General features: G+C 68.2%; 8 protein-coding genes. 3 read left to right on the top strand and 5 right to left on the bottom strand.

Features of this window, described 5'->3' with window-relative positions:
- Positions 1-129: 129 nt before the first annotated feature.
- From ACZ6AA_RS28340 to ngcE, 5 genes are all read right to left on the bottom strand, one after another.
- On the bottom strand, positions 130-1227 hold the full coding sequence (locus tag ACZ6AA_RS28340) for a substrate-binding domain-containing protein (RefSeq protein WP_468456014.1): 1098 nt from the start codon (positions 1225-1227) through the stop codon (positions 130-132).
- A gap of 122 nt (positions 1228-1349) precedes the next feature.
- A complete protein-coding gene (locus ACZ6AA_RS28345; protein ID WP_468456016.1) occupies positions 1350-2549 on the bottom strand; it encodes an ROK family transcriptional regulator in 1200 nt (399 codons plus the stop codon).
- 177 nt (positions 2550-2726) lie between these two features.
- The gene (locus ACZ6AA_RS28350; RefSeq protein WP_468481134.1) at positions 2727-3653 is read right to left on the bottom strand and encodes a carbohydrate ABC transporter permease; all 927 of its coding nucleotides are present in this window, start codon (positions 3651-3653) and stop codon (positions 2727-2729) included.
- Positions 3654-3666: 13 nt separating this feature from the next.
- Positions 3667-4596 carry a carbohydrate ABC transporter permease gene (locus ACZ6AA_RS28355; protein WP_468456020.1) on the bottom strand — a complete coding sequence of 310 codons (930 nt, stop codon included), beginning with the start codon at positions 4594-4596 and terminating at the stop codon, positions 3667-3669.
- 100 nt (positions 4597-4696) lie between these two features.
- The gene (gene ngcE, locus ACZ6AA_RS28360) at positions 4697-6145 is read right to left on the bottom strand and encodes an N-acetylglucosamine/diacetylchitobiose ABC transporter substrate-binding protein (RefSeq protein ID WP_468456022.1); all 1449 of its coding nucleotides are present in this window, start codon (positions 6143-6145) and stop codon (positions 4697-4699) included.
- A gap of 550 nt (positions 6146-6695) precedes the next feature.
- On the opposite strand from ngcE, the gene ACZ6AA_RS28365 reads away from it, so the two are divergent.
- The 3 genes from ACZ6AA_RS28365 to ACZ6AA_RS28375 all read left to right on the top strand — a co-directional run bounded on the left by ACZ6AA_RS28365 (position 6696) and on the right by ACZ6AA_RS28375 (position 13856).
- Positions 6696-8033 (top strand): KAP family P-loop NTPase fold protein, encoded by a 1338-nt coding sequence (locus ACZ6AA_RS28365; protein WP_471460702.1) that lies wholly within the window; start codon positions 6696-6698, stop codon positions 8031-8033.
- A complete protein-coding gene (locus ACZ6AA_RS28370) occupies positions 8023-9834 on the top strand; it encodes an Hsp70 family protein (RefSeq protein WP_471460703.1) in 1812 nt (603 codons plus the stop codon). Before ACZ6AA_RS28365 ends, ACZ6AA_RS28370 begins: the two co-directional genes overlap by 11 nt.
- A 125-nt stretch (positions 9835-9959) precedes the next feature.
- The gene (locus ACZ6AA_RS28375; protein ID WP_471460704.1) at positions 9960-13856 is read left to right on the top strand and encodes a GH92 family glycosyl hydrolase; all 3897 of its coding nucleotides are present in this window, start codon (positions 9960-9962) and stop codon (positions 13854-13856) included.
- Positions 13857-13921 lie beyond the last annotated feature (65 nt).

Below are 13921 nucleotides of genomic sequence, written 5' to 3' on the forward strand. Positions count from 1 at the left end.
CACGCAGGACAAGGTGCCCGGTGCCCGCCCTCCGACTGCGGGGCGGAATGGAGCGGGCGGACACCGGACCGCTGGGGAAGGTGTCTCGCGGCCCGCGGGCCGCGTCAACACCTTGAACCTGACCGGGAGTTACTTGATCCCGGCCTCGTCGCAGGCCTTCTTGAACTGCTTGGTGCAGATGTCGCTGGCCTTGTACACCTTGTCCTTGACGATGGTGCCCGCCACCTCGTCCTTGGTGATCGCCTGGGCGTCGTACAGCTTGGCGGGGATGCCCTTGTAGTCGCCGCTGAGCGAGTTGACCTTGCGGTCGGTCAGGTCGTCGATCTTCTTGTCCTTGAGCAGCCGCACCGCGATCTCGGCGGTGGTCTCGGCCTCCGGCTTGATCTGCTTGTAGATCGTGAAGGCCTGGTCGCCGCTCAGCAGGCGCTGGATGCCGGCGAGCTCCGCGTCCTGGCCGCCGACGGGGACGTCGATGCCGCGCTGCTTGAGGGCGGTGATGATGCCGCCCGCCATGCCGTCGTTGGCGGAGTAGACGCCGTCGATGCCGTCCTTGCCGAGCTTGTCGATGGCGGCGGCCATCTTCTTGTTCGCCTCGTCCGGGGACCAGTCCGGGATGTCCTGCTCGTACGCGACCTTCTTGACGTTCTTGTCGAGCACCGAGTGGGCGCCCTTCTTGAAGAAGGGGGCGTTCGGGTCGGTCGGGGAGCCGTTGATCATGACGACATTGGAGTCCTTGGCGTCGGAGCCCAGCGCCTTGACGAGTGCGCCGCCCTGGAGGCGGCCGATCTTCTCGTTGTCGTAGCTGACGTAGGCGGCCAGCGGACCCTCGGCGAGCCGGTCGTACGCGACGACCTGCACGTCTTCCTTCTTGGCGCGCTCGATCCAGCCCTTGGTGGACTTGTAGTCCACCGAGTCCAGGATGATCACCTTGACGCCCTGCGTGATCAGCGCGTCGAACTGCTTCTTCTGGGTCTCGATGTCCTGCGCGGCGTTGTTGTACTTGACCTCACAGTCGCTGCACAGCGACTTGATCTTCGCCTCCATGATGGGGCGGTCGAAGGTCTCGTAGCGGGTGGTCTTGTTCTCCGGAAGGAGCAGGCCGATGGTCTTGCCGTCGCCGCCGCTGCCCTTGTCGTCGCCGTCACCGGCCTCGCCGCACGCGGCCAAGGCCAGCGCCATGGAAACGGTGACGGTGCCTATGCCGACGCGGCGCGTCAATGCGTTCATTTGGGGGTGCCTCCCTGACGTGGCCGCGTCGCTGCGGCCGAGGTGGCTCGAAGTCAACTCGGCCGCCCGACACGCGTCAAGGAGTAAATCCTTAACGAGATGACAACGGTGCCATGCGTTATCTAAGTGAAGGCGGGTGTGGCAGCAGGCAGACTCTCGTCCAAAAGGGTTGAATCTCCCATCTCGCTGAGCGCGAGGGCGAGCGCCCCCAGGACCTCGGCGCGCGAGCCAAGTGCCCCCGGAAGCACGGAGAGTTGACGGGCCGCGCTGGGGATGGCGTACCGCCCCACGGACTCCCTGATCGGCGCGAGCACCAGCTCCCCGGCCTCGGCGAGGGCACCGCCGAGGACGACCCTGCTGGGGTTGAGGAGGTTGCACAGGTTCGCGACACCGCTGCCGATGTGCCGGCCGACGTCGGAGATCACCCGGCGGCAGCCCGGGTCCCCGTCGCGGGCGAGGGCGACCACGCGCTCCATGGTCAGGTCGGTGCCGTGGCTGGACTGGAGCAGCGGCAGGACGTACCGGGCGGCGGCGAAGGTCTCCAGGCAGCCGCGGTTGCCGCAGCGGCAGACGGGGCCGGACTCGTCCAGGGTGATGTGCCCGATTTCTCCCGCTGTGCCGCCCGGCCCCCGGTAGATCCGGCCGCTGATCACCAGACCGGCGCCGACGCCGCTCGCGACCTTGATGTACGCGAGGTCCTTGACCCCGCGGCCGCTGCCCCAGACCAGCTCGCCGAGCGCGCCGAGGTTGGCGTCGTTGTCGACGTGCACGGGCACCCCGAGCCGCTCGTTCAGCTCCTCGGCGGGCTTGGTGCCCGCCCAGCCCGGCAGGATCGCGGTGGAGCCGAGCGTGCCGGACTCCACGTCGATGGGCCCGGGCACGCCGAGGCCGACGCCCGCGACCTTGGTGCGGTCCACGCCGGTCGCCTCGATCAGCTTGCCGACGAGCCGCTCGGCCCGGTCGAAGCCCTGCGCGGCGGAGGCGTCCACGTCCAGCGGCTCGGCCTCCTCGGCGAGCACCTTGTGGGCGAGGTTGCCTAGGGCGACCCGCAGGTGGGTGTGGCCGAAGTCGATGCCGATGACCATGCCCGCGTCCCCGCTGAGGGAGACGCTGCGGGCCCGGCGGCCGCCCGCCGAGGTGGGGGTGACCTCGACGGTGCCGCCGTCCTTCAGCTCCCGGACGATGTTCGACACCGTCGCGGCGGACAGGCCCGTCGTCCTGGCGATCTCCGCCTGCGTGAGCGATCCGGCGAGCCGTACCGCGCGTACGACCCGCTCGAGATTTGCTCGGTGCAGTGAGGACTGCGACCCCGGAGTCTCCATCGACTCATCCACTCCCGCCTATGGCGGGCGGCGCCTGCGCCGCCCGTACAAGTTGTGAACTCCAAGCTCTGCTGAAGGGGTTACCGCAGTCAAGTCCTTGACGAAAATCCAGTAGGTCACACCACACACACGAAACGCCCCGCGTGCGGGGCGTTCCCTGTGCTTGATCGCGTTCGACTACTTGATCGTGGCCGCCGTGAGGCCGGACTGCACCTGCCGCTGGAAGGACAGATAGACCACGAGGACCGGGATCATGGAGATGGTCATGCCCGCGTACAGGGCGGGCAGGTCGGTCTCGTAGTTCCCCTGGTTCATCAGGCTGACCAGGCCCTGGGCGAGCATCGAGCGGTCCGGGTCGGAGCCGCTCTGCTTCTGCATCAGGGTCAGCGGCAGGATGTACTGGTTCCACTGGCCGAGGACGTTGAAGATCCCGACGCTGATCAGTCCGGGCTTCGCCATCGGCACCATGATCTGGAAGAACACCCGGGTGTGCGAGGCGCCGTCGATCACGGCGGCCTCGTGCACGGCCGTGGGCAGGGTGCGGAAGAACGAGTGCAGATAGAACACGGTGAACGGCAGCGAGTAGGCGACGTACACCAGGATCAGCCCTTGGTACGTGTTGAGCATGCCGAGCCGGTCGACCATGAAGTACAGCGGTACGAGCGCCAGGAACACCGGGAACATCGACCCGGCGACGAAGAAGTAGTACACGAACCGGTTGCCGACGAAGTCGTAGCGGGCGAGCACGTAGGCCGCCATCGCGCCGAGCAGCATGGTGAGCGGGACGGAGATGACCATCACGATCACGGTGTTCAGGAGATAGTCGCCGACGCCCTTCTCCCAGCCGCGCTGGAAGGCGTCGAAGGTCCACTCGGTGGGCCAGGTCCAGGCGCTGGACTTGATCTGGGAGTCGGTCTTGAAGTTGCCGAGCAGGATCCAGAACAGCGGCAGGACGATCATGACCGCCCACAGCACCAGGAAGCCGTGCGAGAAGGCGTTGAGGGTCCTGCCCTCCATGCCGTCCTTGCCGGGGCCGCGGCCGCCGCCGCGCTGGCCCGGCACCTTGACCTTGGTGACCGGTGGCTGAGTCGCAGGAGCCGTCATCGCTCGCGCCTCCTTAGAACTCGATGCGGTCACGACGGCTGAGCCGCAGCGTGACGATGGACACGATCAGGGTGAGCAGCAGCATCACCACACCCATGGCGCAGGCGTATCCGCTCTTGCTGTACGTCTGGAAGTTGCGCATGAGGTACGTCGAGATGACCTCACTGCTGTGGTCGGGGCCACCGCCGAAGTCCTGCGACGTGAGGGTGGAGATGAGCAGGAACGCGTCCATGGACAGAATGGCGAGGAACACCCAGGCCGTCTGGATGGTCTCCCAGAGCAGCGGCAGGGTGACCCGGAAGAAGGTCTGGAACCGTCCGGCGCCGTCGAGCAGCGCCGCCTCGTAGATGTCCTTGGGGATGGACTGCATGGCGGCCGAGAACAGCACCATGTAGAAGCCCGCCCCGGCCCAGACCATCACGAAGACGATGCACCAGAGCACCAGGTCGGGGTCGTTGAGCCATTCCGTGGGGTTGTTCTTGTCGCCGAGGCCGACCGCCTGCAGCGTGCCGTTGATGAGGCCCGAGTCGTCGCCGCGGTAGACCGCCTTGAACAGGATGGCGAGGATCGCGATGGACAGGACCTGCGGGAAGAAGAAGATGACGCGGTAGAAGGCGGAACCCTTGACGCCGGACACACCGCCGGCTCCGCCGCGCCCGCCGACATTCACCATGAAGGCGAAGAACAGCGAGAGCAGAATCGTCAGGGTCGGCACCAGGACAAGGAGCAGGGCATTGTGCTGCAGCGCCTTGATGAAGACGTCGTCGTTCGCGAGGTCCTTGTAGTTGTCGAGGCCGACGAAATTGAAGTTCTGGGAGGCGCCGCTCCAGTCGGTGAAGGAGTAACTGATGGTCTGGAGATAGGGCCAGATCACCAGCAATACATAGAGCCCGACGGGAAGAATGAGGAACCCCGCGATGAACGGGTACTTTTTCCGATGCATAACACCCTGCTCCTGGCCTTGCCGTGACCGTGCCGAGGCGGCACCGCACCCCCGGCCGGGCCGTGGGCGGCGCCCGGCCCCGGCCGGCGGCTGACGACGACTACTTCCGCTTCGTGTCCGGGTTCTTCTCTGCTTCCTTGTCGACCGCCGCCTGGCAGCGCTCGAGCCACTTCTTGGGCGTGATGCGCTTGGCCATCAGCTCGCCGGTGGCGTTCTGAATGGCGACGTCCAGCTCGCCGTACCACTCCGAGTAGCGGAAGTTGAAGCGCTCGTCGACCGGACAGGCGTCGACGGCGGCGAGCGCGGTCTTGATGCCCGGGCGCAGTTGGACGCTCTTGTCGACGTACTCGGGGCCGATCACGGACAGCGAACTGGCCTCCTTGGCGAAGGCGGTGGCGCCCTCCTTGGAGAGCATCCGGCGCAGGAACTCAAGGCCGCCGGGGACGTTCTTCGCCTTGGACGGCACGATGAAGGGCTCGTCCGCGCCGGTGCGCAGGGCGTGCAGCTTCATCTTGGAGTCGGGCAGCAGGGGCAGCGGCAGGAACGTCATCTCGAAGTCGTCGGGCGTCTGCTTGGCCTGCTCGTTCTCCAGCCAGGAGCCCGAGGGGATGAAGACGGCCTTGTACTCGTTCCACTTGGTCTGGGCCTCGGTGTGCTCCAGGGAGTTGGTGCCCGGCATCAGCAGGCCCTTCTCCACGATCTCGTACACCGCCTCGATGGCGCGCTCGGCGGCCGGGTTGCCGACGAAGGCCTTCTTGTCGAGGTTGTCGATCGCCTTCACGGATTCCATGCCGCCGGTCTTGGCGATCAGGTCCATGATCACGATGTTCATGTAGTACGGGTACTTGCCCTGGTGGGCGAGGCCGCCGATGCCCTTGGACTTGGCGTCCTTCATGATGTCGAGCATCTCGTCCCAGGTCTTCGGGACCTTCCAACCGTGCTTCTTGAACAGCTTGTTGGAGTACCAGAGGCCCCAGGTGGCGTACACGTAGAACAGCGCGTGGAACTTGCCGCCGAAGGTGCCCTGCTCGATGGTGCCGGGCAGCATGATGTCGCGGATCTTCTTGCTCGGGTCGTCGATGGACGGCGCGTCGAGCAGCTGCGTGAGATCGGTCAGATGACCTTCCTTGTGCAGGGTGTCCAGCTTCATCTTCTTGGAGCCGGAGTCGTCGACGACGTCCGGCGGATTGCCCTTGTTGAAGCGGGGCTGGAGCTTGCCGGTGACGTCCTGCTCACCGCTGTGCGCGACCGATCCGCCGTACTTCTTCTCGTACGAGGCTTCCCACGCCTTGGCGTAGGCGTCGCCGTAGCCGCCCTTGAAGATGAAGACGTCGAGGTCGTTGTCCTTGGCGACGCCGAAGGGGTTGCCCTTGGTCTTCTTGACGGTCTTGGCCTTGTCGTTGTCACCGCCGCCGCCGGACGCGCAGGCCGAGAGGAAGCCCATCGTCGGGACGGAGATGATGCCGAGCGCGGCCGCGCGCTTGATCAGATCGCGTCGGCCGACGCCGTCGCTGCCGGGCCTGCCGGAGGTCCCAGGGGTGGATCCCATGCTCAAGTCCTCGCCTTCTTCCAGGACTCAGGCGGTGAACCGGATCCTCCCCGGCACCGCGGAGTTGTGAAGCTGGGGTTGTGCGATGGTGCGGGATGTGTCCGACGCCGGTGGAAACGGCCGCCGCGACAGGTCGGTGCGGGACGGCCCAGGGAACTCGGACGCCGACAGGTATAGTCCACTTACAGTCGGCCAAGCAAGATCGAATGCAGGTTTGGACTGCAGGCTTTTCCGAGTTGAGACCTCGCGGAGACCGGCCGCATCTCCGGTTCGGATACATGTATCTCACCGCCCCTCGGGGGCATTCGGGTACGGCGCCGGGAGCCGGTGGGGCGTCCGGCGCGGCGGCCTCACGCGCGCCATAAAAGTCCGTACCAATGAGGAATCCCGTCGGCTATTTCCCCGCCCTCCTCGGCCCCGGAACGGCGCCCGGCATTTGTGGGCACTTCGGCGAACTTCGCTCACACAAGGGCCGATTCGGGCACCATGAGCGGTATGCCGCTGACAATCAGTCACGGTGGCTGATTCATCGCGGCGCATGGGGGGGCTCATGCTGCTGACCGACAACCCGATCCCGAACGCGGACGGGGACCGCTTCGGATTCCGGACCCACGCCGACGTGCTCTGCGCGGCGATCACCGCCACCGAGGACCTGCCGCTGACCGTCGGGGTCTTCGGCCCCTGGGGCATGGGCAAGTCGAGCTTCATGAAGGTCTGCCAGGACCTGCTGGCCCAGCGCGACATCCCGACCGTGTGGTTCAACCCATGGAAGTACGACCAGAAGGACGAGATCTGGCACGCCCTGATCCAGAGCGTGCTCACCGAGATCGCCCAGGAGCTGGAGGAGCGGCGGCTGAAGGGCGACCTGGCCCTGCGCGAGCGGATGGCGGGCGCCCTGGAGACCATCCGGCGGCTCAGCCAGGCCGCCGCCTGGCTCCTCGCCCGCCGCGCCGCGGGCCCGCTCACCGCGGGCGTCCTCACCGCCGACGACGTGAACGCCGCGCAGGCCGCGCTCACCGAACCGGGCACGGAGACCTATCTGCACGTCAACCGCTTCGAGCAGGACTTCAAGGACGTGGTCCACACCTACACCGACGGCGGGCGTCTGGTGCTGTTCATCGACGACCTGGACCGGTGCAGCCCGGACGCGGCGATCACCGTCCTCGACTCCCTCAAGCTGTTCCTCGGCGAGGGGTCCTGCGTGTTCGTGCTCGCCATGGACTACCAGGTCGTCGCGGAGGCCGCCGCCCGCCGGTTCCACCGCGATGACCCGGACGAGGCCCGGGGCCGGCAGTACCTGGAAAAGCTCATCCACTTCCCGTACCACCTGCCGGGAGTCTCCTTCGAAGCCATCGTCCGGCACCTCCAGGACAAGATCGCCGACACCCAGCTCGCGGGCTCGCGGGAGCTGTGGGAGCTGGTCGAGGTCGCCTTCGAGGCCAACCCGCGCCGCGTCCGCCGCTTCGTCAACGGCCTGAACCTGACGGCCATGACCCTGCGCCTCAACCCGTCGGACCCGCCCTCGCGCAGACTCCTCCTGCACGCGGGCACCCTCCTCGCCCTGCACATGAAGCACCCCGGCTTCTTCGCGGCGCTCAAGTCCGACCCCGGCGTCTGGCGGCGCTTCGACGACACCGAGTTCTTCAAGACGGACCTGAGCGGCCAGGACGCGATGCTCTCCGCCGCGAACCCGGGAGTGCGACGGCTCCTCGCGAGGGTGTCGTTCCGGCGCGAGGGCTACGAGTTCCCCGACCCGCCGAGCCCCACCGAGATCAGGCTCCTGACCCAGGTCCTGACGGTGACCGGCGGCCTGTCGAACGGTTCGGCGGACCTGCCGACGAGCTCCGCCACCGGGGGAACCGGAGAGGGCCCCGGCCATGGCGCATGACGGGAAACACGACGTCCGGTACGCGGTCGGCCTGGACCTCGGCGACGGCGAGAGCTCCCTGTGCTGGCTGGACACCACCACGCGGGACCCGGCGAAGGTGCACGTCCGCGGCGCCGAGGGCACCGCCGTCGTCACCGCCCTGGGGCGCGTCCCCCTGGCTCCCGCCGACGCCTCGGACACCGACGCCGACCTGGGCCACCAGGTCGTCATCGGCGAGGACGCCGTGCTCGCCAGGAACTGCGTGCACTTCAGCGTCAACTTCAAGAACCGGCACCGGCACACCGACCTGCAAGCGGTGCAGTTCGCCCAGGTGTTCCTCGCGGAGTTCTTCGCCAAGCACCCCGAGGTGCACGCGGACTGCGTGGTGTACGTCGGCCACCCCGCGGGCTGGGACCGCCGCTCCGTCAAGGCCTACCTGCGCCAGCTCCGGGCCATGGACGTGCCGGTGCGCCTGGTCGCCGAGTCCCAGTCGGCCCTGGTGCACGTCCGCGACCGCCGGGCCGAGCGCGAGGGCGACGGCGGGCTCGACCGGGTCCTCGTCGTCGACGTGGGCTCCTCCACGACCGACTTCACCGTCGTGGAGGACCTGCGCCCGCGGAACCTGCCCGTGGGCGCCGAACTGGGCTGCCGCGAGATCGACGCCGCCGTCGCCCGGATCGTGCGCGCCGACTTCGAGGGCGCGGACTCCAAGGACGCGGCGCGGTTCACCGAGGAGCTGCGCCGGGACGGCGGTTCCCACATGCTGATGCTGGTGTGCCGCCGGGCCAAGGAGGCCCAGTTCACCGGCAAGGACTTCAAGGTGCAGGAGATGCAGTCCGGCTGCGCCCCCGAGTTCGTCTCTCTGGTCACCCTGAGCGTGGAGCGCCTGCGGTCGGTCGACATACCCGGGCGCGTCGTCCGGGCCCCCGGCGGCTGGGCCGACCGCTTCGCGGACATGCTGACGCAGGTGCGCGGGCTGCTCGGCGGAGTCGCCCCCGAGCTGATCGTCCTCACCGGCGGCGGCTCCCGCATGCCCGTCGTCCGCGAGCTGTGCGGCGCCGCGTTCCCGGAGGCCACCGTGGAGCACGCCGCCGAGCCCTCCCTCTCGGTGACCCGGGGGCTCGCCAGCATCGGGCGGCACAGCGCCGACGTGACCCGCTTCCGCCGCGACATCCAGGCGCTCAGGGACCGCCCGGAGTTCGAGGAGGCGATCCGTGCCGGGCTGCTCACCGCGTTCGACCAGGCCAAGAACTCCCTTCTCACCCGCCTCCTCGCCCGGGCGGACCGCCTGAACGCGGACGACGAGGACGACCTCGACGCGCTGATCCGCGAACTCACCGGCCTGGACGACGTCCTGGCCGAGCTGCGCGCCACGCTGGAGACCGCGCTGATCCCGCCGGTGCTCGACATCTGCCGCTCGTACGGCATCCGCGACGACCAGTTCACGCTCGACATCGCGCTGCCCGAGATCATCGGTACGGCCATCAGCCGCCGCATCCGCGCCCTGTGGCGGGTGCTTCGCAACTCCCAGGGGGCGCTGCACGTCGCCACGAGGGCGCCGCAGCTGGGTCTGATGCGGCTGCGGCGCGCGCTGCGCGCCGGGGCGACACCGGCGCAGATGGCCGCGCTCGTCGCCGGGATGGCCGTCATCGTCGCACTGCCGAAGGGCGCCGAACTCGCCGCCCGGCAGCTCATCAAGACCACCCTCGGCAACGCCGCGCTCGACCCCACCGAGGTGGAGCGCCTGGTCACCGATGTCGCCGAGCGGATCAGCGCGCAGATGGACGACCGCGCGCGGGAGGTGGAGCGCTTCCTGCGCTGACGTCCACAGAGCCCCCGGGAACCCCCTACAACCCCCTTGACACCACAGCCCACTTACCGCCCTACTGGACCCTGCGCAGCCACTGACAACGTTGTCCGGACAGTTGCTTGGAGGGGACTCAGGGGATGGGACACAGACCTCGGGGACACAGACCGCGCTGGGCCTCGGCCCCGCTCGCGGGCGCGGCGGGGCACCGGCGCCGATCCACCGCCGCCGTCGGCCTCACCGCCCTCGCGGTGCTCGCCGCCTCGCAGGGCGCGGCCGTGGCCGGTCCGGAGCGGGCGCCGCGGGCGGACAGGGAGTTCAGCTCCTCGTTCGAGAAGGACGACGCGCAGCCCGACTGGCTGAACACGGTCGAGACGGGCGCCGACGGCAAGAAGAAGGCCGGCGGGGTCAACGGCGGCTTCAGCTCCGGGATTCCGGGGAGCGTGAACGACCACGTCGTGGACGTGCGGGCGAGCGGTGAGAACACGGGCGCCGGGGAGACCAAGGAGAAGCTCGTCGACGGCGAGCAGTCGACGAAGTGGCTCACCTTCAAGCCCACGGGCTGGGTGGAGTTCGAGCTCGACGAGCCCGCGAAGGTGGTGACGTACGCGCTCACCTCCGCCAACGACCACCAGGAGCGCGACCCGAAGGACTGGACGCTCCAGGGCTCGACGGACGGCAAGGACTGGAAGGACCTCGACACCCGCAAGGGCGAGAAGTTCGCCAGCCCCTTCACGACGAAGAAGTACGACTTCGAGAACGCAGCCGCGTACTCCCACTACCGCCTGGACATCACCGCCAACAACGGCGCGAGCGACGCCCTGCAACTCGCCGACGTGCAGCTCTCCGTCGGCGGCAGCGACAATCCGGCCCCGCCCGACGACATGCTGAGCCTCATCGACCGCGGTCCCGCGGGCTCCCCGACCGCGAAGGCGCGGGCCGGGTTCACCGGCAGGCAGGCGCTGCGGTACGCGGGCACGCACACGGCCGGGCAGCGCGGCTTCTCGTACAACAAGGTCTTCGACGTGAACGTCGACGTGCGGCGCGACACGGAGCTGTCGTACCGCGTCTTCCCGTCGATGGCGGACGGCGACCTGGACTACGACGCCACGAATGTCGCGGTCGACCTGGCCTTCACGGACGGCACCTATCTGAGTGACCTCAAGGCCACCGACCAGCACGGCTTCCCGCTGACCCCGCGCGGGCAGGGCGATGCCAAGGTGCTTTACGTCAACCAGTGGAACGACGTCGTCGGGCGGATCGGCGAGGTCGCCTCCGGCAAGACGGTGGACCGGATCCTCGTCGGCTACGACTCCCCCAAGGGCCCCGCGAAGTTCCGGGGCTGGCTGGACGACGTGTCGCTGAAGGAGACCCCGCCCGCGAAGCCGAAGGCGCGCCCCTCCGACTACGCCTCGACCACGCGCGGCACGAACTCAAGCGGCGGCTTCTCGCGCGGCAACACCTTCCCGGCGACGGCCGTCCCGCACGGCTTCAACTTCTGGACGCCGGTGACCAACGCGGGCTCCATCAGCTGGCTGTACGACTACGCGCGCGGCAACAACGACGACAACCTGCCGACCGTGCAGGCGTTCAGCGCGAGCCATGAGCCGAGCCCGTGGATGGGCGACCGGCAGACCTTCCAGGTGATGCCGTCGGTGGCGAAGGGCACCCCGGAGGCGGACCGCGCCAAGCGGGCGCTGCCGTTCCGGCACGAGAAGGAGACGGCGAAGCCGCACTACTACGGCGTGACGTTCGAGAACGGCCTGAAGGCCGAGATGACGCCGACCGACCACGCGGCGATGTTCAAGTTCACCTATCCCGGTGATGACGCGAGCATCGTCTTCGACAACATCGAGAAGACGGGCGACACCAAGCACAACGTCGGCCTGACCCTCGACAAGGAGAAGGGCATCGTCACGGGCTACTCCGACGTGAAGTCGGGCCTGTCGACGGGCGCCACCCGCATGTTCGTGTACGGCACCTTCGACAGCCCGGTCACGGACAGCGGCAAGCTGACGGGCGGCGGCACCACGGACGCCACCGGCTACTTCCGCTTCGAGCCCGGCAAGGACCGCAGTGTCTCGCTGCGCCTGGCGACCTCCCTGATCAGCGTCGACCAGGCGAAGGCCAACCTGAACGAGGAGATCCCGGCGGGCACGTCCTTCGGCCGCGTCAAGGAGCGGGCACAGGACAAGTGGGACGACCTCCTCGGCCGCGTCGAGGTGGAGGGCGCGAGCGAGGGCCAGAAGACGTCCCTGTACTCCAGCCTGTACCGCCTCTACCTGTACCCGAACTCCGGCTTCGAGAAGGTCGGTTCGAAGCACAAGTACGCGTCCCCGTTCTCGCCGCAGACCGGCCCGGACACGCCCACCCACACCGGCGCGAAGATCGTCGAGGGCAAGCCGTACGTGAACAACGGCTTCTGGGACACGTATCGCACGACGTGGCCCGCCTACTCCCTCTTCACGCCGAAGAAGGCGGGCGAGCTCGTCGACGGCTTCGTGCAGCACTACAAGGACGGCGGCTGGACGTCGCGCTGGTCCTCGCCCGGCTACGCGGACCTGATGACCGGCACGTCCTCCGACGTGGCGTTCGCCGACGCATATGTGAAGGGCGTGGGCGGCTTCGACGCGAAGGCGGCGTACGACGCGGCGGTGAAGAACGCGACGGTCGCGCCGGACAAGTCGGGCTACGGCCGCAAGGGCATGACCACGTCGCCGTTCCTCGGCTACACCCCGTCCGAGACCCATGAGGGCCTGTCCTGGGCCCTTGAGGGATACGTCAACGACTACGGCATCGCGAAGATGGGCCGGGCGCTCTACAAGAAGACGGGCGAGAAGCGCTACAAGGAGGAGTCCGCGTACTTCCTCAACCGCGCCCGCGACTACGTGAACCTCTTCGACTCCAAGGCCGGTTTCTTCCAGGGCAAGAACAAGAAGGGCGACTGGCGCGTCCCGTCCGACAAGTTCGACCCGCGCGTGTGGGGCCACGACTACACCGAGACCAACGCGTGGGGCTACGCCTTCACCGCCCCGCAGGACTCGCGCGGCCTCGCCAACCTGTACGGCGGCCGGGGCGGCCTGGCGAAGAAGCTCGACACGTACTTCGCCACGCCGGAGACGGCCTCGCCCGAGTTCGCCGGTTCCTACGGCGGCGTCATCCACGAGATGACGGAGGCCCGTGACGTGCGCATGGGCATGTACGGGCACTCCAACCAGGTCGCGCACCACGCCGCGTACATGTACGACGCGGCCGGGCAGCCCTCGAAGACGCAGGAGAAGGTCCGCGAGGTCATGTCCCGCCTGTACACGGGCAGCGAGATCGGGCAGGGCTATCACGGCGACGAGGACAACGGCGAGCAGTCGGCCTGGTACCTGTTCTCGGCGCTCGGCTTCTACCCGCTGGTCATGGGCAGCGGTGAGTACGCCATCGGCTCGCCGCAGTTCACGAAGATGACCGTGCACATGGACAACGGCAAGGACCTGGTGGTCAAGGCCCCGAAGAACAGCGCGAAGAACGTGTACGTGCAGGGGCTGAAGGTCAACGGGAAGAAGTGGAACTCGACCGCCCTGCCGCACACCGCCATCGCCCGCGGCGGGGTCCTGGAGTTCGACATGGGCCCGAAGCCGTCCGCGTGGGGCACCGGCAAGAACGCCCAGCCGGTCTCCGTCACGGACGACGACAAGGTGCCGTCCCCGCGCAAGGACGCCCTGAAGGTCGAGGGTGAACTCTTCGACAACTCCTCGACCACGTACGCCGATTCGGCGTCCGTCGTCCTGCCGGTCCAGGGCCGCACCAAGGCCGTCCAGTACACCCTCACCTCCGCCGACAAGGCCAAGGCCCCGCGCGACTGGGTCCTCCAGGGCTCCCTGGACGGCGAGAAGTGGAAGACCGTCGACAAGCGGTCCGGCCAGTCCTTCGCCTGGGACCGGCAGACCCGTCCGTTCACGGTGAGCGACCCCGGGTCGTACGTGAAGTACCGCCTCGTCTTCACCGGGGGCCGGGGCACGCTCTCGGAGGTGGAGTTGCTGCGCTGACGCCCCGGTGAGTCCACACGAACCCCGGCCCCGGTCCGTCGACCCCTCCGTCGACGGACCGGGGC

Source organism: Streptomyces sp. NPDC040610, from assembly GCF_055594065.1.